Raw genomic sequence first — 21,857 nt, forward strand, 5'->3', positions numbered from 1 at the left:
CGGAGTGCTATCGATCCGCGGCCTCGGCCGCTTCCAGGGTGTTCTGCATCAGGGTGGCGACGGTCATCGGACCCACGCCGCCCGGAACCGGCGTGATCCAGCTGGCCCGCTCGGCCGCCGCCGCGAAGCCGACATCCCCCACCAGCCGGCCGTCGTCGAGACGGTTGATGCCGACGTCGATCACCACCGCCCCGGGCTTGACCCATTCGCCGGGGATCAGCTGCGGGCGCCCTACCGCGACCACCAGGATGTCGGCGCCGCGCACGGCCGCCTCCAGTACCTCGGGCGGGGTGAACTTGTGGCAGCAGGTGGTGGTGCAGCCGGCGATCAGCAGCTCCAGCGCCATCGGCCGCCCGACGTGGTTGGACACGCCGACGATGGTGGCGCTGGCGCCGCGCACCGGCCGGTCGGTGTACGCCAGCAACGTGGTGATGCCGCGCGGCGTGCACGGCCGCAGGCCGAACTGGCGCAGGGCCAGATGGCCGACGTTCTCGGGATGGAAGCCGTCGACGTCCTTGTCCGGCGAAATCCGGTGGATCAGCGCGGTGGCGTCGCGACGGTCCGGCAACGGGAGCTGGACGAGGATGCCGTGCACCTCCGGATCGGCGTTGAGCCGGTCGATCAGTGCCAGCAACTGCTCGTCGGAGGTGTCTTCGGGCAGGTCGAAGTCGATCGCGCGGATACCGACCTTTTCAGCGGCCCGGCGCTTGTTGCGCACGTACACGGACGAAGCGGGGTCGTTGCCCACCAGCACCACGGCCAGCCCCGGCCGACGCTTGCCCGCGGCCACGCGTGCGTCCACGCGCGCCTTGAGGTTGTCGAGCAGGTCCTCGGCGATGCCTTTGCCGTCGAGGATGCGGGCCCGGGCCGCCCCTCCGGCTGCAGCCACGGAAGCGGAGGAAATGGTGGCGGACGAGGAAGCCGTCATGCGCGTTCGGGGGCCTGCGTTCGGAACGGGCCGGGGATTATCGCCTATCGCCTGTTGCCCCGCCCGATGAGATCGCCGACGTGGCCGCCCGTCGCCGACCAGTCCCTCAGCGGCCGGCGCAGAGGGCCGCGTAGTCGATATATCCGGGGAACGGGCGTCCTGCCGCGCACACCGGACAATCGGGATCCGGCGGCAGCCTGGTTTCGCGGAACCGCATCGACAGCGCGTCGAAATTCAGCAGCCGTCCGGCCAGCGGCTGTCCGAGGCCGAGGATCAGCTTGATCACTTCCGTCGCCTGCAGCATTCCGATCACGCCCGGCACCGCCCCCAGCACGCCCACTTCGCTGCAGTTGGGGGCGGCCTCCGGCGGCGGTGGCTCGGGGAACAGACAGCGGTAACACGGCGCCATGCCGCGCTGGCGACCGGCATCGAACACGCTGACCTGGCCGGTGAAGCGGTGCACAGCGCCGTAGACGAGTGGCTTGCCGAGCTTCACGCAGGCGTCGTTGAGCAGGTAGCGCACCGCGAAGTTGTCCGCGCCGTCGAGCACCACATCGGCGTTGCCGATCAGCCGCTCCACGTTGTCACTGGTGATGCGCTCGGGAATGCCGACGATGTCCACGGTGGGATTCAGCGCCGACAGCGCGATCCGCGCCGATTCCACCTTGGGCTGCCCGATCCGCGACTCGGTGTGCAGGATCTGGCGCTGCAGATTGCTGCGATCGACGATGTCGTCGTCGGCGATCATCAGCGTACCGACACCGGCCGCGGCGAGGTAGTACGCCGCCGGCGAACCGAGTCCGCCGGCGCCGACCAGGGCCACCGTCGCCCGCTGCAGCAGTCGTTGCCCCGCCTCGCCCACCTCCGGTAGGCGCAGGTGGCGCGAATAGCGCTCGTGGAAGTCGTGGTCGCCCGCCGGAAGCACCAGCGGGAGGCGATCGGCCTGCCATCCGCGGGTTCCGCCGTCGACGGATGCCGCATCGTAGCCGGATTCGCGCAACGCCTGCGCGGCCTGCAACGAACGGGCGCCCAGTTCGCAGATCAGCAGCACCGGCCGGCCGGGTGCGCCGAGCGTCGCGCCCGGATCGCGCTCGAGCTCATCGCGCGCTACGCCCAGCGCGCCTTCCGCCATGCCGAGCGCACGTTCGTAGGGTTCGCGCACGTCGATCAGCACAGCGCCGGCGAGCTGCCGCCGCCGTGCTTCGGCCGGAGAGATGGTTTCAACGGACATGCGGGGCATTATCCGCGATTGGCCGGCAAGCGGCGGCGACGGCGCGGACCAGCGCTTCCGGGACGGGCGGGATCAGGGATGGACGAGGTCGACGATACTGCCCGCCGGCAGCGAACGGCCGTCCGTCGCGATCCATGCGTCGGCATCGAGGCGGACGGGTGCGTCCGGCCACCCAGGCGGGATGCGTCCGACTGATTCCACCGCGAGGCCGTCGTCAGCCGCGACCAGGCGACCGGGCACGAACCCGAGGACGCCGTCGACACCTTCGACCGCGTGCAACAGCCGGGCACGCATGCGCGTCCGCAGCGCTGTCCGCCCCTGAAGTCCATCGACAAGCGCGCGGCCGAGCGTCAGCCAGATCGGGGTCACCGTGTCGGCGTCGGACGGGAAACCGAGCAGCCGGACCTGGTCCAGGCTACCGAACACCGTCGACTCGGCGTTGCCGGTGCGAATGCCATGGAAATGCAGCCGACCGAACTCCTCCACCACGGCGGCCACGTGGCCCCGCCCGTCCTGACTGTGAGTCGGAGCGCCGCCGCAGGTAACGACCAGGTCGAAAGCGCACGCGGCGTCGCGCAACGCCACTTCGACCGGCCGCCGTTCGTCGGCCAACAGCGGCCAGGCGGTCGGTTCCAGCCCTTCGGCACGCAGGAGACCCACCAACAGCTCGCGACTGCCCACATGGGCTTGCCCTTGGGCAAGCGGCAGGCCCGGCTCGACCAGCGTGTCGCCAAGGGTGAAGAGGGCCACGGTCGGCTTGCGCGAAACCGTCAGCGATGACACTCCCGCCGCAGCCAACCGGCCCATCTGCAGCGGACCAAGCCACTCACCCTGCCCCATGACCCACCGGTCTCCGGGCGGCGTGTCCGGATGCGGGGCGGGCGCGAACACGTCGTGGGCGAGTACGCGCCCGTGGCACCGCGACAGCGGCAGGACCTCGGCCTCGAGCCGGTGGTCGGCCGCCACCTGGCGGATCGTCGCGAGCGCCTCGCCGAAAGACAGCCCGGCCGCCGGCGACTTCACGGCCTCACTTCCCGCGCTTGACGTGCCGGATCAGGCGCCGCTTCTTGGCGACCTGCTTGTCGGTCAGCACGTTCTTCTTGCCTTCGTACGGGTTGCTGCCTTCCTTGAAGACGAACCGCACCGGCGTGCCGACGAGCTTGAAACGCTTCCGGAAGAAGTTCTCCAGGTAACGCTTGTAGGTATCACTGAGGGTACGCAGCCGGTTGCCGTGAATCGCGAACGTCGGCGGGTTGCTGGCCACCGGATGGGCGAAACGCAGCTTCGCCACGTGGCCGCGCACCACCGGCGGCGGATTGGTCTCGTAGGCGATTTCCACTGCGCGGGTGATCTCGCTGGTGCTGAACTCCCGCGTCGCCGAAGCGTGGGCGCGGTGGATGGCGCCGAACAGCTCGCGCAGCCCCGAACCATGTTTGGCGCTGATCCGGACCGCCTCGGCCCAGTCGACGAAACCGAGCTTGCGGGCCAGCAGGGCCTCGGCCTGCTGGCGCTGGTAGTCGGTCAATCCGTCCCACTTGTTCACCGCCACCACCAGCGCCCGGCCGGCATCGAGGGCGTAGCCGAGCACACTGGCGTCCTGATCGGTCACGCCTTCGCTGGCGTCGAGCATCACCACCGCGACCTGGCACTGCTCGATCGCCTGGAGGGTCTTGATGATGGAGAACTTCTCGACCGCCTCGTCGACCCGCGACTTGCGCCGCAGCCCCGCGGTGTCGATCAGCCGGTATCGGCGTCCGTCGCGCTCCATGTCGATCGCCACGGAGTCCCGGGTCGTGCCGGGCACGTCGGAAGCGATCATGCGCTCCTCGCCAAGCAGCCGGTTGACCAGCGTCGATTTGCCGACGTTGGGACGGCCGATGAAGGCGACACGGACGCGGGATGGATCGGTGTCGAGCTCGGGCGAAGCGCCCTCCTCCGGCAACCGGCCGACCACTTCGTCGATGAGGTCGTCGATACCCTGCCGGTGGGCGGAGGACGTCGCGACCGCATCCCTGAACCCGTAACGGGCGAAGTCGCTCAAGGCCGCGGCGGTGTCGATGCCATCGGTCTTGTTGACGACCAGGACCGTCGGACGCGCGGCCTTGCGCAGCCAGGCGAGGATCTCGTCGTCCAGCGCGGAGGCGCCTTCGCGACCGTCGACGATGAACAGCACCAGGTCGGCTTCCGCGGCGGCCGCGCGAGCCTGCCGGGTGGTCGCCCCGACCAGCCCCTCGTCCTCACCGGCGATGCCGCCGGTATCGACCACCGCGAAATGCCGCTGCCCTTCGGGCCGGCACACGCCGTAGTGGCGGTCACGGGTCACGCCCGGCTGGTCGTGGACCAGCGCGTCGCGGGTACGCGTAAGCGCATTGAACAGGGTGGATTTTCCGACGTTGGGACGACCAACGAGCGCGACGAGCGGAAGCATGGGATCAGCCGGTTGATGGGCGGGTGGTCCGGAGTACCCGGCCGGGAAGCCGGCGCCAGACCGGACATGATGTTAACCGTGGAAACGAAACCGGCGGTCGAATGGGCGTTTGGCCCATCGTCGACCGCCGGCCGGTGTGCACCCGTGAATTACTGGGCGATGCGGAAGGCGCTCAGTTCCCCGTCGACGTCCTGCACGACGAGGATGTCGCCGGCCACCACCGGTGCCGCCCGCAGGGCGTCACCGCCTGCACGCTCGCGCGCGGCAAACTCGCCGGTGCCGAGGTCGAGCCAGTGCAGATAGCCGTCGTAGTCGCCGACCACCGCGTAACCACCGTGGATCGCGGGGGCGGTTACGTTGCGACGCAGCAGTGCCGGCTGGCTCCACAAGGCGCTGCCGCTGCGCTTCTCCAGGCCATAGACGGTTCCACCCGGCTCGGTCACCACCAGCACGCTAGGCGCCGCGGCCACCTGGCCCGGACCACCCTGGTCGCTCACCCACATCGGCTGCCCCGTCGGCGCGTCGATCGCCATGGTGCGCCCCTTGAAGCTGGTGGCGAACAGCGTGGTGTTGTCGAGCACCGGGGTGCCATCGACGTCCGCCATGCGGTCCAGCTCGGTGCGCCCTTCCTGCTGGCCGACCGCCTGCTCCCACAATGGCCGCCCGTCCGCCGCGGCGAGCGCGGTCACGGTGCCGTCGTCGTTGCCGGCGAACACGTAGCCGGGACCGAGCACCGGCGCATCATTGCCACGCACCGACAGCGAGGGCACGTCGTGGTTCCAGAACCAGCGCCGCTCGCCCGTGGCCGCGTCGAAGGCGGTGATCCGGCCGTCGTTGGAGCGGACGAACGCCATGCCCAGACCCACCGCCGGGGCCGCGATGACCTCGTTGCCGACCTCGGCACGCCACTTTTCCTCGCCCGACGCCGCATCGAGCGCGATCACATCGCCGTCCAGGCTGCCGACCACCACCAGGTTCTCGCCTACGCCGGGCCCGCCACTAAGGGCCAGGTCGCTCTCGAAGCTCCAGACACGGCTGCCGGTCTGCAGATCGAACGCGTGCACACCGCCTTCGACCGCCGCCGCGTACACGCGACCGTCGGCGATTGCGGGGTGCTGGAGCGCACCGAGGCTCCCCTCGCCCTTGCCGGCATCGGCCGACCAGAGCTCGGTGACGCTGATGGTGGGAGTGATGTCGGTCAGCTTGGCGGGTTCGGTCTGGTCGTCGTCCTTGCCGTCGAACCATCCCTTGACGGTGCTGCAGCCGGCCAGCGCCAGCACGCACAGCGCGAGCGCCGACGCGCGGACCGGCAAGGAAACCGAAGGAACGCGGCGGACGCGCGGGGTCGATGCGGGCTTCATCAAGACTGTGCCTCGGTACGGGCAGGCGAGCCGCCCACCTCCATGAGTTTGAGTTCAAGCACGCGGCGCTGCGGAGAGGCCACGTCCAGCCTGGCCAGCGCCTGGCCGTAGGCTTCGCGCGCCTGGTCGCGCTGCCCCAACGCGAAACTGGCATCACCGCGGACCTCGAGCGCCGCCGCGGTGGACGCGCCGTCCAACAGCTCCAGCGCGGCCTCGGCCTGTTCGGTCTGGATCAGCAAGCGCGCCAGGCGCTGGTTGACGATATCCGCCACCGCCGGATCGGCCGGCCTGATCGCGCGCAGCGTGGCGATCGCCTGCTCGACATTTCCCGCGGACACCTGTGCGGCGGCCAACTCAAGGCTGGAAAGATTCGCGAAGACGCCTTCGCCAAGGGCCTGCACCTTGCTGGCGGCGTGTTCGTCGCCCTGCTCGATCGCGGTAATCGCAGCCTGGTAGCTATCGGCCGCGGCCAGTTCCTGCTGCCGCTGGTGCTGCTGCCACCACTTCCATCCTCCGATGGCGGCCAGTGCGAGGACAACGCCGCCAATGAGCCCTGCGCCGTTGCTGCGCAACCACTCCAGGACGCGTTCGCTTTGTTCGTGTTCGTCGAGCGGATCGTCTATTGCCATGCGGAAGCTGCTATCCCGCCCCGGCCGCCGGCCGGAGTCGATTGATTACGGACGAGCCCGCGAGGCGGGCCGGTGGGGTTCGGACCCGTCGCGGGTCAGTCGACGACCGGCGCGAGGGAACCGTCAGAGGATAGCGTAAAGCGCGCTACATTCGCGCGGCTGAACGGCTCGAGGTCCACCGGCTCACCCTCCCGCAGCACCTCTACCGCGGCAATGTTGCCGAGCACCACGCGACCGACTTCGCCCCGGTCGTAGGTGCGTTGTTCGCCGGCCGCCAGCAGGCCCTGTTCAATCGAGCGCCCATCCGGTGCAAAGACCTGGACCCAGCTCTCGCCGTCGAACGACATCGACAACGCGGGCGCCTCGGCCGATGGCGCTCGCATGGAGGCCATCGACGCGATCACCGGCGTGCGCTCGGGAGTCGTCGCTCGCGCAGGCGGCGCGGCGGCGGTGGTCGTGGAAGCCGGCACGTCCAGCGATTGCACATGCAAGTCGTTGGACAGGTGCGGGCGGGTGGCGAGCCAGACCGGTACCGCGATCACCGCGGTAATGGCGATGTAGACCGCGCGACGCATGGTCTGCTCGAACATGCGGCGGTACCGCGGAGTGTGGCTGTGGCTGACCAGTTCGGGCGGGGTGACTGCGCCGACCTCGGCGCGGAGCAGATCCTGCCCGAGGTCGATGCCGAGCAGGCGGGCGTAGCTGCGCAACTGTCCGCGGACAAACACCGCGGCACCGATGCGCTGCCAGTCGTCATTCTCGAGCGCATCGATGACGCGTACCGGCATCTTCAGCCGGGCGGACACCTGCTCGCGCGTAAGCCCTGCCCGCTCCCGTGCCTCCCTGAGCCGGGTGCCACAGCTATCGACGCCATCCGGCGGCGCGACCTGGTTCGACTGCATCATCGTTTACCGTCATCCCCTGTTCCGGAGCCCGACGCCGCCGGGAACTCCGCCCGCAGTCGTTGAACGTAGCGATCGGCGGCTTCCGTGTCGCCGAGTTTTTGTTCGATTTGTGACGCAAGCACCAACGAGGCGACGTCCGCGGGGGCTGCGGCCAGCCGGCGCTGGGAGAACGCCCGCGCCTGAAACGCCCGGCCCGCGCGGAATTCGTGCTCCGCCATGGCCGCCAGCGCGACCGGATTGACCGGGTCGATCTCGAGTGCCGCGTCCAGGTACCGTACCGCACGCTCCGCCGCCCCCGCCTTCCCGGCGCAGGCGCCGGCATTGGCGAGCGCTGCCGCGGGCGTCGGGTAGTTGCGATCAGCCAGTGCCTGCTCGAACCACTGGAGCGACTCTTCCTCGCGTCCGTTGGCGCACAGCCAGGTGCCGTAGTTGTTGTGCATGCCGCCCAGGTACGGCGCCAACTCGACTGCGCGCTGGTAATGCCGTCCTGCCAGGCGGAAGTCGCCCTCGCGGTCGGCGACCACGGCGCGCAGGGTGTGCGCGGCGGCGGAACCGGGATCCAGTTCGAGCGCCTGTTCGGCGAGCCGGCGGGCGTCGTCGATCTTGCCCTGGGTAAACGCGACCTGCCCGTGCTGCACCACCACCCTGGCCGCCCCCGATCCCTCGCTGCGATCGTCGGTGGTGATGTCGAGTTCGGGGGAGGTCCGTTCGAAATCGCCGCGACCGAGGTCGGGCTTGATGAATGTCAGCCGGCTGCACCCCACGGTGATCAGCGAGATCGCACACACCCATGCCACGGCCCGAACGCGTCCCCGGTATCCGCGCTCAGGCGGCAGCATCGCCCGCCTCCTGCGCCGCGAGCGCCTTGCGGAACTCGGCCTGGCGGCGCGTGCGATCCATTACCTGTCCCTTGAGCTGGCCGCAGGCGGCGTCGATGTCGTCGCCGCGGGTGCGGCGCACCGTGGTCAGCACGCGCGCCTCCTGCATCAGCTTCTGGAAGGCACGGATGTCGTCTTCCGATGAGCGCTCGAAACGGGTGCCCGGGAACGGATTGAACGGAATCAAATTGACCTTCGCGGCGTCCTTCATCTGCACCGCGTTCTCGAACCGGCGCATCAGCCGCGCGAGTTCGCGCGCGTGGTGCGGCTGGTCGTTGACTCCCTTCATCAGGGTGTACTCGAAGGTGATCGACGAACGCGGCTTGCGCTTGACGTAGCGCTCGCAGGCCCCCATCAGCTCGGCGATCGGATACTTCCTGTTGAGCGGGATCAGCTCGGTGCGCAGTTGGTCATTGGGCGCGTGCAGGGACACTGCCAGCGAGACGTCACTGGCCTGACCGAGCTGGTCGATCTGTGGCACCAGTCCGGACGTCGACAGGGTCACGCGCTTGTTGGCCAGACCGTAGCCGAGGTCGTCGCGCATGATGCTCATCGCGCGCACGACGTTGTCGAAGTTCATCAGCGGCTCGCCCATGCCCATCATCACCACGTTGGTGAGCTTGCGCTGCTGGTGCGGCAGGTTGCCGAGCTGGCGGGCGGCGATCCAGACCTGGCCGATCACTTCGGCGGTGGTCAGGTTGCGGTTGAAGCCCTGGGTCGCGGTCGAGCAGAACTGGCAATTGAGGGCGCAGCCGACCTGGCTGGACACGCACAGCGTGCCGCGCCCCTTGTCGGGGATGTAGACCGCCTCGATGGCGTTCTTCGGGTCCATGCCGATCAGCCACTTGATGGTGCCGTCGGCGGAAGGCTTCTCGTGGATGACCATCGGCGCCCGCACTTCGGCGTGCTCGTGCAGCTTGGCGCGCAGCGCCTTGCCGAGGTCGGTCATCTGGTCGAAATCGGTGACGTAGCGGTGGTGGATCCACTTCATCACCTGATGCGCGCGGTAGCGCTTTTCGCCGAGAACGTTCTCGAAGAAGTCCTCCAGCGAGACGCGGTCGAGGTCGAAGATGTTCTTCTTCGACCCCGCCGCGGCGGCCATGTCCGGGGCAGCCACGGCTGGCACCGTGACACCCGCCTCGCCTGATGACGTGGCGAGGGCGATGTCGATGGTGTTGTCGCGGTTGCGGGTCATGGCCTGCTCGGTGTTGCGGAGTATCAGCGTGCGTAGACGTCGGTCGCCGGGAAGAAGTAGGCGATCTCGATCGCGGCGTTCTCCAAGCTGTCCGAACCGTGCACCGCGTTGGCATCGATGCTGTCGGCGAAGTCGGCGCGGATGGTCCCGGCGGCGGCGTCCTTCGGGTTGGTGGCACCCATCAGGTCGCGGTTCTTGAGCACCGCGCCCTCGCCCTCGAGCACCTGGATCATCACCGGGCCGGAGATCATGAACTCGACCAGCGCGCCGAAGAACGGACGCTCGCGGTGGACGGCGTAGAAACCTTCGGCCTCGGCCTTGGACAGGTGCTTCATCTTCGAGGCGACGACCTTCAGGCCGGCCTTTTCGAAGCGGGTGTAGATCTCGCCGATCACGTTCTTGGCGACCGCATCGGGCTTGATGATGGAAAGGGTGCGCTCCAGCGCCATGGGATATCTCCGGGTAGGCGGGCCGCAACCTTCTCTCCCGAGGGTCGCGCCCGATGATAACAGAAAAACCCGCGACAGGACGCGGGTTTAGCCGATATGGCTGCAGTAATGCTACCGGATTGCCGGTCCCGTTTGCAGTACCCGCGACGGGTTGTTCACGAACCGGCCGATTGACGTCCGCGACCCGGCGGACGTAGCATCAAACAAGCGTTTGATTCAGCCTTCCACCTCTTCCCACGTCGACCCGAATGGCCGCCACGACCCCTTTCTCCACCAAGGACCGCATCCTCGGCGCCGCCGAGGAACTGTTCGCCCAGTTCGGCTTCACCGGAACGTCGCTGCGCCAGGTCACCAGCCGCGCCGACGTCAACATCGCGGCGGTCAACTATCACTTCGGCAGCAAGGAAAACCTGGTCAACGAAGTGTTCCGGCGCCGCATGGACGACATGAGCGCGCAGCGTCTGGGCGCGCTGGAGGCCGCGGTGCGACAGCACCCGGGTGAACTGGAACCGATCCTCGCGGCGTTCGTCGAGCCGGCACTGGCACTGGCCCAGGACAAGCACGGCGGCGCGGCCTTTGTCCGCGTCGTCGCCCGCGCCTACGCCGAGAAGAACGACAGCCTGCGCAAGTTCCTGTCCGATCACTACGGCCACGTCCTGCGCGACTTCGCCCGGGCCATCGCCGGCTGCGTGCCGGAACTGAGCAAGGAAGAGCTCTACTGGCGGCTCGACTTCCTCGCCGGCGCGCTCACCTATGCGATGGCCGATTTCGGGCTGATCAAGCGTCCGGCGGGAGTCGCCGAAAAGGCCCACCGCGAACGCGCCGCGCGCGAACTGATCCGTTTTGCCGCGGCAGGCTTCAAGAGTTGAGCCGGTCACCGGGCTTTCCGCGACCACTGCAGTACCCGCCCGGCGCGCCTCCATCGGGTCGCCCTGAACTTATTTTTCATGGAGTTACATGGAATGGCTAAGAAACTGCTTGTAAGGCGAGCCGCCGTCCTCGGCGCCGGCGTCATGGGTGCCCAGATCGCCGCCCACCTGACCAACGCGGGCGTCGACACCGTGCTGTTCGACCTGCCGGCCAAGGACGGCGACGCCGACGGCATCGTGCGCAAGGCGATCGCGAACCTCGGCAAGCTCAGCCCGGCGCCGCTCGCCGACAGGTCGCTGGCGGGCCGCATCACGCCGGCCAACTACGAGACCGGGCTGGAACAGCTGGCCGGTTGCGATCTCGTCATCGAGGCCATCGCCGAGCGCATGGACTGGAAGCAGGACCTGTACCGCAAGATCGCCCCGCACGTGCCCGCGCACGCCGTGCTGGCCAGCAACACGTCCGGGCTGGGGATCAACAAGCTCGCCGAAGTGCTGCCCGAGGAGATGCGCCACCGGTTCTGCGGCGTGCACTTCTTCAACCCGCCGCGCTACATGCACCTGGCCGAACTGATCCCGGCCCGCAGCACCGACGCCGATGTACTCGAAGGCCTGGAAACCTTCCTGACCACGACGCTCGGCAAGGGCGTGGTCATCGCCAAGGACACGCCCAACTTCATCGGCAACCGCATCGGCGTGTTCTCGATGCTGGCCGCAATGCATCACACCACCCAGTTCAAGCTCGGCTTCGATACCGTCGACGCGCTGACCGGACCTGCGATCGGCCGGCCGAAGTCGGCCACCTACCGCACCGCCGACGTGGTCGGTCTGGACACCATGGCCCACGTCATCAAGACGATGGCCGACACCCTGCCCGACGACCCGTGGCACAAGTACTTCCAGGCGCCGAAATGGTTGGCCGGGCTGGTCGACAAGGGAGCGCTCGGCGCCAAGACCGGCGCGGGCTTCTACACGAAGAAGGGCAAGGACATCCTCGTCCTGGACCTGCAGGCGCAGGATTACTGCCCCTCGAATCCGGAACTCGACCCCGCCGTCGCCGCCCTGCTGAAGGAGAAGGATCCGGCGAAGAAGTTCGCCGCCCTGCGCGCCAGCGACCACCCGCAGGCGAAGTTCCTGTGGGCCTGCTTCCGCGACACCTTCCACTACAGCGCCTACCACCTCAAGGACATCGCCCAGACCACGCGCGACGTCGATTTCGCGATGCGCTGGGGCTACGGCTGGTCGGTCGGGCCGTTCGAAACCTGGCAGGCCGCTGGCTGGAAGCAGGTCGCTGAGTGGATCGCCGAGGACATCGTGTCGGGCGACGCGATGAGCAACGCCACCCTCCCCGACTGGGTCTTCGACGGTCGCGAAGGCGTGCACTCCAACGCCGGCAGCTACAGCCCGGGCCGCGATGCCCTGGTGCCGCGCTCGGCCAACCCGGTCTACGCGCGCCAGCGCTTCCCCGATGCGCTGCTGGGGGAGAAGTTCTCGCAGGGCCGCACGGTGTTCGAGAACGACGGCGTCCGGATGTGGGTCGACCAGGTCGACGGCGTGGATGACGACATCGCGGTGGTCGGTTTCAAGACCAAGATGCACACCGTGTCCGACCAGGTGCTCGATGGGCTGCAGGAGGCGATCCGCATCGCGGAGCGTGACTTCCGCGGGCTGGTGATCTGGCAACCGAAGGAGCCGTTCTCGGCCGGTGCGGATCTCTCCGGTGCGCTCGGGCTGCTGCAGGCCGGGGACATCAAGGGCTTCGACGCGATGGTCGCCAACTTCCAGCGCACCAGCCAGGCGATCAAGTACTCGCTGGTGCCGGTGGTGGCCGCGGTGCGTGGCCTCGCGCTGGGCGGCGGTTGCGAGTTCCAGATGCATGCCGCGCGCACGGTGCTTGGCCTGGAAAGCTACATCGGGCTGGTAGAGGCCGGTGTCGGGCTGTTGCCGGCCGGCGGCGGCCTGAAAGAGCTGGCCGTGCGCGCCTCCCAGGCGGCGGGCACGGATGGCGACGTGTTCGCCGAGCTGAAGACCGTGTTCGAGACCGTGGCGATGGCCAAGGTCTCGACCTCCGCGTTCGAGGCCAGGAACCTGCAACTGGCGCGCAAGGACGACGTGGTGGTGTTCAACGCGTTCGAACTGCTGCACGTCGCCAAGGCGCAGGCGCTCGCATTGGCCGAGTCGGGCTACCGGCCACCGCTGCCTGCGCGGGCAATCCGCGTCGCCGGCGACGTCGGCATCGCGACCTTCAAGATGCTGCTGGTGAACATGCTGGAGGGCCGCTTCATCTCCGAACACGACTACGAGATCGCCACCCGCATCGCCACCGTCCTCTGCGGCGGCGAGGTCGATCGCCATTCGGTGGTCGACGAGGAGTGGCTGTTGCGGCTCGAGCGCGAGCACTTCGTGGCGCTCGCCCAGATGCCCAAGACCCAGGCCCGCGTGGCCCACATGCTCAAGACCGGCAAGCCGCTGCGTAATTGACCATGAAGAAGATCGGGCATCCTGCCGCGACTTCTTCGCCTATGGCGAAAAGCGTGGTTTTCGCCAGAGGCCGCGACGTCGCCGCGCGACGCCGCGCCGGCACATCCATGTGCCGGTAAACACCACCGAATCCGGAGTCAATCCATGACCAGACAGATCCAGGACGCCTACATCGTCGCCGCCACCCGCACGCCGGTGGCGAAGGCGCGCGGCGCATTCCGCAACACCCGCCCCGACGACATGCTCGCCCACGTGCTCAGGTCGGTGGTCGCCCAGGCACCGGGCATCGACGTCAACCGCATCGAGGACGCGATCATCGGCTGCGCGATGCCGGAGGGCGAACAGGGCATGAACGTCGCTCGCATCGGCCTGCTGCTGGCCGGCCTGCCCGACACGATCGCGGCCCAGACCATCAACCGGTTCTGCTCGTCGGGCTTGCAGGCGGTCGCACTGGCCGCCGACCAGATCCGGCTGGGCAACGCCGACCTGATGCTGGCCGGTGGCACCGAGTCGATGACGATGGTGCCGATGATGGGCAACAAGGTCGCCCTCTCCCCTTCCGTCTTCAAGGACGACCACGTCGCCATCGCCTACGGCATGGGGATTACCGCCGAGAAGGTCGCGGAGGAATGGAACGTCAGCCGGGAGGACCAGGACGCGTTCGCGCTCGACTCGCACCTCAAGGCACTCAAGGCCATCGAAGCCGGCGAATTCAAAGACGAGATCAGCCCGCTGGAGGTCGTGTCGCACGTCCCCGACCTCGGCGGCAACACGATCCGGCTGAAGAAGACCCTGGTCGACACCGACGAGGGTCCGCGGCCGGGCTCCACGCTGGATGGTCTGGCGAAGCTCAAGCCGGTGTTCCGCAACGGGCAGTTCGGTGGCAGCGTCACCGCCGGCAACGCGTCGCAGATGTCCGATGGCGCCGGTGCGGTGCTGCTGGCGTCGGAACAGGCCATCAAGGACTACGGACTGACGCCGTTGGCCCGGTTCGTGAGTTTCTCGGTCGCGGGCGTTCGGCCCGAAGTGATGGGCATCGGTCCGATCGCAGCCATCCCGAAAGCACTCAAGCAGGCCGGTCTCACCAAGGACCAGATGGACTGGATCGAACTGAACGAGGCCTTCGCCGCGCAGGCGCTGGCGGTCATCCGGGACTCCGGACTCGATCCCGACAAGGTGAACCCGCTGGGCGGCGCGATTGCCCTCGGCCATCCGCTGGGCGCCACCGGTGCCGTCCGTGTGGCAACCGCGATCCACGGCCTGCGCCGCCGCCAGCAGAAGTACGGTCTGGTAACGATGTGCATCGGCACCGGCATGGGCGCGGCCGGCGTGTTCGAAGCGCTCTGACTTCGGCCGGAACGACGGAGGCGGCGCCGGATGGCGCCGTTTCCGTCAACGGCCGAGGGTTCGCTCGCGCGCGTCCTTCCACGCGTCGCGCGCTTCCGCCCACCAGTAACCGAGCTGCGCGGCGGCGAATCCCGCGGGCTTCCACGCAGAGACCAGCCCGAAGTCGGCAAACTCGCGCCAACGCCCATCGCCGTCGGCGATTGCCGCGGCAAGCAGCTCGCCGACGAACGTGGTCGGTGCGACGCCATGCCCTCCGAAGGCCTGGGCCAGCCACAGCCCAGGTTCGATCCGGCCGACCTGCGGCATCTGATGCCGGGCGTAACTCATCAGCCCCGACCAGGCGTGTTCGATCCGCACGCCGTGCAGTTGCGGAAACACTTTGAGCATGTCGCGGTAAAGCACGCGCTCCACCGTCGTCGGCGAACGGTCGCGCACCGAAATGCGACCGCCCCAGAGGAGTCGGGAATCGGGGAGCGGACGGTAATAGTCGAAGGCGAACCGGCTGTCGTAGACCGCGGCCCGGGTCGACATCACTTCGCCCATCCGCGCGCCCAGCGGTTCCGTCGTCATCACGTACGTGGCAATGGGCATCACGCCCGCGTCGACCCGCGCGCGCAGGCCGGCGAGGTAGCCGCCGCAGGCGAGCACGACCTGGTCGGCGAGAATCTCCCCACCGGGGGTGGTCACCCGCCATCGTGGCCCGCGCTTCTCCAGTGAAACCGCCGGGGTGTTTTCGTGCAGCGCCACGCCGGCGCCGGCGAGCGTTTCAGCCAGGCCCGCGACGTACTTCAATGGATGGAAGTGGAAGGCGCGGCGCTCCAGCAGGCCGTCGCCGTAGCGGTCGCTATGGATCATCCGGCGCAACTGCTCGCGCGGCAGCCACTCCCACTCGGCGCCGTAATGCTCGGCGAGCAGGCGCTGGCGGGCCCGCAGCACTTCGGGGTCTCGGAACCAGTTGGCCCACACCACCCCGCCATCGACGGGATCGCAGTCGATCCCGTACCGGCGGATCCGCGCGCGGATGAGGTCGACGGCTTGCAGCGTGCCGGCGTACAGGTCCCGCGCCCGCGCCGGTCCCAGCCGTTCCTGCAATGCGGCTTCGCCCAGCGAAAAGCCGCCGAAGACGAAGCCGCCGTTGCGACCGGACGCGCCGTGGCCGATCTCCTCGGCCTCGATCACCGCCACGTCGCGCACGCCGCGCTCGACCAGCCCCAACGCGGCGTTGAGTCCGGCAAAGCCGCCGCCGACCACGCACACACGGGTATCGATCGGACCTTCGAGGCTGGAATGCGGGACGCGCGGGTCCAGTGTCGTCTGGTAGTAGGAAGTCGCCATCCGGCGAGTCAGCCGCCCGCGCGGCGACAAGTCAACCGCCGAGCCGCCGCTGCTCGCGTCGGCGACGGCGATCGCCATGGGCGCCCTACTCGAGCTCGGTGACGCCCAGCTCGCGGAGTGAGTCCTGCATCAGCTGCTGCGCGGCGTCGCTGAGCTTCTCGTGGTCGAGGGCGTAGCGGATCGTCGCCTCGATCAGCCCGATGTGGGTGCCGCAGTCGAACCGGGTGCCCTGGAAGCGGAAGGCATTCACCGGCTCCTGCTGCAGCAGCGCGGCGATCGCGTCGGTCAGCTGGATCTCGCCACCGGCGCCCGGACGCGTGCTCTCGAGCAGCTCGAAGATGCGCGGGTTGAGCACGTAGCGCCCGACCACGGCCAGCGTGCTGGGGGCGTCTGCCGGCTGGGGCTTCTCGACGATCGCCTGGATCCGCCCGCGCCGTTCGGCGAAGCCCTCGGTGGCCACGATGCCGTAGCTGGCGGTCTTTTCGCGGGGCACGTCCTGCACCGCGATCATGCTGGCCCCGGTGGCCTCGGCCGCATCGGCCATCTGGCTGAGCGCGCCCGGGCCGCGGTTCCAGATCAGGTCATCCGGCAGGATCACCGCGAATGGCTCGTCGCCGATCACCGGCTCGGCACACAGCACCGCGTGGCCGAGGCCCAGTGCCTCGGCCTGGGTGACGAACACCGCGCGGACGCCTTCGGGCAGCACGTTGCGCACCAGTTCGAGCTGTTCCTGCTTGCCCGCGCGTTCCAGCTTCTGCTCGAGCTCGTAGGCCTTGTCGAAGTAGTCGGCCACCGCGTGCTTGTAACGGTTGGTGACGAAAATCAGGGTGTCGCAGCCGGCCTCGATCGCCTCGTCGACGGCGTACTGGATCAGCGGCCGGTCGATGATCGGCAGCATCTCCTTGGGAACAGTCTTGGTGGCGGGGAGAAAACGGGTACCGAGGCCGGCCACGGGGAACACGGCCTTGCGTATGCGTTGGGACATCAGACCTTCCTGGCGGATCGTAGGGGGAGAGTGACCACCGTCGCCGAACCCGTCCGGGAGACATGCGGGTGTTTGCCGATCGGGTGGAACTCCGGCACCAGCTCGCGCAACACCCGGCCCAGCGTCTCCAGGTCGTAGCGGACGGAGGCGTCGCGCAGGCGCTGCATCCCCGCATCCACCACATCGGCATATACCGCGCGTGGCTCGGCCTGCAGGATCTTCGGGTGCGCGGTGGCGCGATAACGCTCGTCGGCGTGGAACAACGTCTCGTGCAGCTTCTCGCCGGGACGCAGCCCGGTGTAGGCGATCGAGATATCACGCCCCAGTTGCTTCCCGGCAAGACGGATCATCTGCTCGGCCAGCACCCGGATCGGCACCGGCTCGCCCATGTCGAGCGTGTAGATGGCCTCGTGGCTGCCGATCGCCGATGCCTGCAGGATCAGCTGGCAGGCTTCGGGGATGGTCATGAAGAAGCGCGTGACCTCCGGGTCCGTCACCGTCACCGGGCCGCCATTGCGGATCTGTTCGCGGAACAGCGGCACCACGCTGCCGGCCGAGTCGAGGACATTGCCGAAACGCACCGTCACGAACCGGGTGCCGCGCTGGTCGGCCAGTGCCTGGCAGGCCATCTCGGCCAAACGCTTGGTGGCGCCGAGCACGTTGCCGGGGTCGACCGCCTTGTCGGTGGAGATCAGCACGAAGGTGCCGACCCCGCGTTCGCGGCAGGCCCGGGCGACCGTTTCGGTGGCGAGCACGTTGTTGCGGACGGCCTCGCGGACCTGGCTCTCCAGCAGCGGCACCTGCTTGTAGGCGGCGGCATGGAACACCGCCTCCGGCTGCGCCTGCTCCAGCGCGAACGAGATCACCGCCGGGTCGCCGCAATCACCCAGCACCGGGATGTACTCGAGATCCGGGAAGTCACGCCGCAGCGTGGCCTCCGACGTGATCAACGACAGCTCATCCAGTTCCACGAGGGTGATCCGGCGTGCACCATGGCGCGCACACTGGCGGCACAGCTCCGACCCGATCGAACCGCCCGCCCCGGTCACCAGCACCGATCGCGCGCCCAGCCAGCCGCGGATGGACTTCCAGTCGGGCAGCACCGGTTGACGACCGAGCAGGTCCTCGATGGCGACTTCCTTCAGTTCGCCCGGGAGCGACCGCCCTTCGAGCACGTCGCGCAGGCGCGGGACCATGCGGAACGGCAATCCGGAACGCTCGCAGGCCATCACCACGCGCTGCATGGCATCGGCGTCCGCCGATGGCATGGCGATGACCAGCAACCGCGCCGCGGTCTCGCGCGCGATCTCGGCGACGTCCTCCACCCGTCCCAGCACCGGCACACCCTGGACCTTGGTACCGCGCAGCCGCGAGGCGTCATCCAGGAAGCCCACCGGCTGGTAGGTGCCGAAACGCCGCAGGTCGCGCACCAGCGCCTCGCCGGCGTGACCGGCGCCGAGAATGAGGATCCGGACGAGAGTCTCTCCGCCACGTTCCAGCCGGCTGTCCTTCCACGCCCGGTACAGGAGCCGCGGCGCGCCCAGCAGGCCCATGAGCACCAGTGGATAGAGCACGAGGACCGTTCTGGATACCAGGTCCAGACGGTTGTAGAGGAACAGGCCGAGGACAATCGCGAACAGGCCGAGGGCGCAGGCCTTGAAGATGTTCCACAGGTCCGGAACGCTGGCAAACCGCCACAGCCCTCGGTAGAGGCCGACCTGCCAAAAGACCAGGCCCTGGGCGACAAGCACCAGCGCGATCTCCGGCGACCACAGCGGCAGATGGGGCGGGTTCGGCAGGACGCTGAAGCGCAGCCGGTGCAGCCCCTGCCATACCAGCCAGACCATGGCGAGGTCGTGCACCACCACCGCAACGCGCGGTGCGGCGCTCGACCATCGGTCGCGCAAAACCTTCATTCGCTGTCCTTGTCCGTCTTGTAGCTGTTTCCGGGGCGTGGCCCCTGCAGACCGAGCCATGCCAGGCCGGTCACCGCGTACCAGGTGGCACATGCCACCAGGAGCGTGGTGAACGACACTCCGGCACGAAGCACTACAACCATCGCCAACGTGCCCAGCACCGTCCATGCGACATAAGCCGATGTGACGAACGCGTGACCCGACCGCCTCGCCCACACCTGGTACGCGTGCTGGGTGTGCGGCAGCCACCAGCGCTCTCCCCGGACCACCCGACGCGCGAGGGTGAGGCCCGCATCCACGAGGAAGGCGGACAACGGCAGAAGCAGCGCCATGCCCGGACCGGTGCCCCGCCCGGCGGCGGTCATGACCGCCATGGCCGCTATCGCGAAGCCAACCGCGCCGCTGCCGACGTCACCCAGGAATATCCGTGCGCGCGGAAAGTTGAACGGCAGAAAGCCCGCGCAGGCCGCCGCCAGCGCCAGCGCCAGCCACGCCCACGTACCGGTCCCGGTGCATGCCAGCGCAATACCGAGCAGCAGCGCCTGGCTCGCGGCAATGCCGTTGATGCCATCCATGAAGTTCCAGATGTTGGTCAGCGCCAGCGTCGCGAGTACCGCCACCAGCGACAGCCACCACTGCCCGTACACGAACTGCAGCACCCCGGCGAACATCAGCGCCGCCAGCAGGTGCACCGACAGCCGCCACCAGGGCGAAAGCGGCCGGTGGTCGTCGGCCATGCCGATGCCCGCGACCAGCGCCAGTGCCGCGGCGAATGCGATCAGGACCGGACGCTGCGAAGGCTCGCGGAAACCCAGCGCGATCGCCGCCACCAGCAGCGCCAGCACCACCGCGATCCCGCCGCCACGCGGCGTGGCGACCGCATGGCTGCGGCGCTCCCCGGGGTGGTCCAGCAGGTCACGATGCAGCGCATAGCCGCGCGCCAGCCATGTACCGCCGGCGCCGATACCGGCATGAAGGAACAGCCATCCCAGCATCGGCGTCAGACCACCGCGTAGTTGAGCAGCGGCTTGATGGTGCCCCACTCCTTGCAACTGGGGCACTGCCAGTGATGGCTGCGCGCACCGAATCCGCAACGGTTGCAGCGATAGCTCGGATTGCGCACGAGCAGCTGGTCGGTGATGTGCTTGAGGTCGAACAGGGTCGCCGATGGGTCGGCCCCTTCAGCCAGGGTCAGGTCGATCAGCGCCGCTTCGCCCCGCACCGACGGCCGGTCCTTGAGCTGCTGCGCCAGGTACGCGCGCGCGGCGGACACGCCCTCGCCCGCCTCGACCATCCGGGTCAGCGCCAGCACCGGCGCGATGCCGCGGTAGTGCTCGCACATCTCGGCGAGGAACGCGCGAGCGCCCGGGGCGTCGCCGACGTGCTCGTAGCTCGACAGGAGTGTCGGCAGCACTTCCGGCAGGTAATCGGGGTCGTGGCGGGCCACGCGTTCGAACGCCCGGATCGCCGCCTGGTGGTTGCCGGCCTCGGTTTCGATCCGGCCTTCCAGCATGCCCGCACGCACCGAATTCGCGTCGGCCTGGTAGGCCCTCGCGACCGCTGCGCGCGCCGCGTCGCTATCGCCGGCGGCGCGGTGGCGCTCGGCCAGTTCGCATTCGAACTGTGCGATCAGCTTGCCCATCGGCTCGTCGGTGGCCGCCTCGTAACGCTGCGCATTCTCGATCGCCTTGTCCCAGTCGCGTTCGGACTGGTAGATGTTGATCAGGTGACGCAGCGCGAGCGGCGCCCGCATGTCCAGGTCGACCAGGTCACTGAAGACGGTTTCGGCGCGATCGAGCAGGCCGGAGCGCATGTAGTCCTCGCCCAGCGCGAGCAGTGCCTGCACCTTCTGCTGATCGCTCAGGCCCGGACGCTGGACCAGTGCCTGGTGCAGGCGGATCGCGCGGTCGACTTCGCCGCGGCGGCGGAACAGATGCCCGAGGGCGACCTGTGTCTCGAACGTGTCCTTGTCGAGTTCGGCGATGTGCAGGAAGAGCTCGATCGCCTTGTCCGGCTGCTCGTTCAACAGATAGTTGAGGCCGCGGAAGTACGTGGTCGACAGGCGGCTGACCTGGGTGTCGCTGTGGCGCTCGCCGCCACGGCGGCCGATCACCCAGCCGCTCACGGCCGCGATGGGCAACAAAAGGAAGAACCAGAACCACTCGTCGATGAAGGCCATGTCAGTCCTTGTTGCCTGTGTCCCCGGGGAGCGACGGCTGGCGTTGGGTCCGGGCAAGACGGCGATGCAGCGGCAGGACCACGCTCGCGCTGATCGCCATGCCCCCAAGCAGCACGCCCAGCAGGAGCGCGATGATCAACGCCACGCCGAGGTTGGTCGGCACCTGGATCACGCCGAGATCGACCGACACCAGTTGCCGGTTGAGTGCACCGATGACCGCGCCCACCGCGAGGCATGCAAACGCGACGAGATAGCGGATCAAACGCATGGCGGTCTCCGGACGGCTCCCTGTTCGGTGTTTAGCTTAGCCGACCTGCGACGCAGGCACGGCAACGGGCGATGCGGGACTCAGTCGCCTTCGTCCATCGGCACGGCGTTACTGACGCGCTCGCGCAGCTCCTTGCCGGGCTTGAAATGGGGAACGTGCTTGCCGGCGAGCGCCACCGATTCGCCGGTCTTGGGATTGCGCCCCAGCCGGGGCGGGCGGTAGTGCAGCGAGAAGCTGCCGAAACCGCGGATCTCGATGCGCTCACCATCGGCCAGCGCCCCGCCCATCATGTCGAGCAGCGCCTTGACCGACAGATCCACGTCCTCGCTCTTCAGGTGAGCCTGGCGCTGGGAAAGGATCTCGATCAGTTCTGACTTGGTCATGGATGTGCGGCACTCGACAGGCGGCTCGGAGCGATGGCGCCAGTGACAGGTGGAGCAGAAAGGCAGTGATGCAAAAAAAGGAACGGCCCG

General features: G+C 68.5%; 20 protein-coding genes. 3 read left to right on the forward strand and 17 right to left on the reverse strand.

The window, feature by feature from the left end:
• Positions 1-7 precede the first annotated feature (7 nt).
• From folD to ndk, 10 genes are all read right to left on the reverse strand, one after another.
• Entirely contained in the window at positions 8-928 is a 921-nt protein-coding gene (gene folD, locus U8331_RS08075; protein ID WP_481130542.1) for a bifunctional methylenetetrahydrofolate dehydrogenase/methenyltetrahydrofolate cyclohydrolase FolD, read from the reverse strand.
• A 106-nt stretch (positions 929-1,034) separates the two neighbouring features.
• The gene (moeB, locus tag U8331_RS08080; protein ID WP_481130543.1) at positions 1,035-2,159 is read right to left on the reverse strand and encodes a molybdopterin-synthase adenylyltransferase MoeB; all 1,125 of its coding nucleotides are present in this window, start codon (positions 2,157-2,159) and stop codon (positions 1,035-1,037) included.
• A gap of 72 nt (positions 2,160-2,231) precedes the next feature.
• Positions 2,232-3,182: a molybdopterin-binding protein gene (locus tag U8331_RS08085; RefSeq protein WP_481130544.1), complete on the reverse strand. Its 951-nt coding sequence runs from the start codon at positions 3,180-3,182 to the stop codon at positions 2,232-2,234.
• 4 nt (positions 3,183-3,186) lie between these two features.
• Positions 3,187-4,587: a ribosome biogenesis GTPase Der gene (gene der, locus U8331_RS08090; RefSeq protein WP_481130545.1), complete on the reverse strand. Its 1,401-nt coding sequence runs from the start codon at positions 4,585-4,587 to the stop codon at positions 3,187-3,189.
• Positions 4,588-4,736: 149 nt separating this feature from the next.
• On the reverse strand, positions 4,737-5,948 hold the full coding sequence (bamB, locus tag U8331_RS08095) for an outer membrane protein assembly factor BamB (protein ID WP_481130546.1): 1,212 nt from the start codon (positions 5,946-5,948) through the stop codon (positions 4,737-4,739).
• Positions 5,948-6,577 (reverse strand): YfgM family protein, encoded by a 630-nt coding sequence (locus tag U8331_RS08100; protein ID WP_481130547.1) that lies wholly within the window; start codon positions 6,575-6,577, stop codon positions 5,948-5,950. Before U8331_RS08100 ends, bamB begins: the two co-directional genes overlap by 1 nt.
• Positions 6,578-6,672: 95 nt before the next feature.
• Positions 6,673-7,482 (reverse strand): helix-turn-helix domain-containing protein, encoded by an 810-nt coding sequence (locus U8331_RS08105; protein ID WP_481130548.1) that lies wholly within the window; start codon positions 7,480-7,482, stop codon positions 6,673-6,675.
• Entirely contained in the window at positions 7,479-8,321 is an 843-nt protein-coding gene (gene pilW, locus U8331_RS08110; RefSeq protein WP_481130549.1) for a type IV pilus biogenesis/stability protein PilW, read from the reverse strand. Before pilW ends, U8331_RS08105 begins: the two co-directional genes overlap by 4 nt.
• Positions 8,308-9,462: a dual-specificity RNA methyltransferase RlmN gene (gene rlmN, locus U8331_RS08115; protein WP_481132928.1), complete on the reverse strand. Its 1,155-nt coding sequence runs from the start codon at positions 9,460-9,462 to the stop codon at positions 8,308-8,310. Before rlmN ends, pilW begins: the two co-directional genes overlap by 14 nt.
• A gap of 116 nt (positions 9,463-9,578) precedes the next feature.
• Positions 9,579-10,004, reverse strand: a complete 426-nt coding sequence (ndk, locus tag U8331_RS08120; RefSeq protein WP_481130550.1) for a nucleoside-diphosphate kinase — start codon at positions 10,002-10,004, stop codon at positions 9,579-9,581.
• A gap of 248 nt (positions 10,005-10,252) precedes the next feature.
• Here ndk and U8331_RS08125 point away from each other — a divergent pair, with 248 nt between their 5' ends.
• The 3 genes from U8331_RS08125 to U8331_RS08135 all read left to right on the forward strand — a co-directional run bounded on the left by U8331_RS08125 (position 10,253) and on the right by U8331_RS08135 (position 14,701).
• Positions 10,253-10,873, forward strand: a complete 621-nt coding sequence (locus tag U8331_RS08125) for a TetR/AcrR family transcriptional regulator (protein ID WP_481130551.1) — start codon at positions 10,253-10,255, stop codon at positions 10,871-10,873.
• Between the two features lie 93 nt (positions 10,874-10,966).
• Positions 10,967-13,354, forward strand: coding sequence for a 3-hydroxyacyl-CoA dehydrogenase/enoyl-CoA hydratase family protein (locus tag U8331_RS08130; protein ID WP_481130552.1), 2,388 nt, complete (start codon positions 10,967-10,969; stop codon positions 13,352-13,354).
• 144 nt (positions 13,355-13,498) lie between these two features.
• Entirely contained in the window at positions 13,499-14,701 is a 1,203-nt protein-coding gene (locus U8331_RS08135) for an acetyl-CoA C-acyltransferase (RefSeq protein ID WP_481130553.1), read from the forward strand.
• A 45-nt stretch (positions 14,702-14,746) separates the two neighbouring features.
• On the opposite strand, the gene U8331_RS08140 is transcribed toward U8331_RS08135, so the two are convergent.
• From U8331_RS08140 to U8331_RS08170, 7 genes are all read right to left on the reverse strand, one after another.
• Positions 14,747-16,036: an NAD(P)/FAD-dependent oxidoreductase gene (locus U8331_RS08140; RefSeq protein ID WP_481130554.1), complete on the reverse strand. Its 1,290-nt coding sequence runs from the start codon at positions 16,034-16,036 to the stop codon at positions 14,747-14,749.
• Between the two features lie 85 nt (positions 16,037-16,121).
• A complete protein-coding gene (gene galU, locus U8331_RS08145) occupies positions 16,122-17,021 on the reverse strand; it encodes a UTP--glucose-1-phosphate uridylyltransferase GalU (RefSeq protein ID WP_481130555.1) in 900 nt (299 codons plus the stop codon).
• The gene (locus U8331_RS08150) at positions 17,021-18,937 is read right to left on the reverse strand and encodes a polysaccharide biosynthesis protein (RefSeq protein ID WP_481130556.1); all 1,917 of its coding nucleotides are present in this window, start codon (positions 18,935-18,937) and stop codon (positions 17,021-17,023) included. The genes galU and U8331_RS08150 overlap by 1 nt, the downstream gene beginning before the upstream one ends.
• Positions 18,934-19,932, reverse strand: coding sequence for an MraY family glycosyltransferase (locus U8331_RS08155; protein WP_481130557.1), 999 nt, complete (start codon positions 19,930-19,932; stop codon positions 18,934-18,936). The genes U8331_RS08150 and U8331_RS08155 overlap by 4 nt, the downstream gene beginning before the upstream one ends.
• Before the next feature lie 5 nt (positions 19,933-19,937).
• Complete coding sequence (lapB, locus tag U8331_RS08160) at positions 19,938-21,116, reverse strand: lipopolysaccharide assembly protein LapB (protein ID WP_481130558.1); 1,179 nt, start codon at positions 21,114-21,116, stop codon at positions 19,938-19,940.
• A gap of 1 nt (position 21,117) precedes the next feature.
• Positions 21,118-21,384: a lipopolysaccharide assembly protein LapA domain-containing protein gene (locus U8331_RS08165; protein ID WP_481130559.1), complete on the reverse strand. Its 267-nt coding sequence runs from the start codon at positions 21,382-21,384 to the stop codon at positions 21,118-21,120.
• An 80-nt stretch (positions 21,385-21,464) separates the two neighbouring features.
• On the reverse strand, positions 21,465-21,767 hold the full coding sequence (locus tag U8331_RS08170) for an integration host factor subunit beta (protein WP_481130560.1): 303 nt from the start codon (positions 21,765-21,767) through the stop codon (positions 21,465-21,467).
• Positions 21,768-21,857: the final 90 nt, after the last annotated feature.

This window comes from Lysobacter sp. CC-YZS074, from assembly GCF_056739745.1.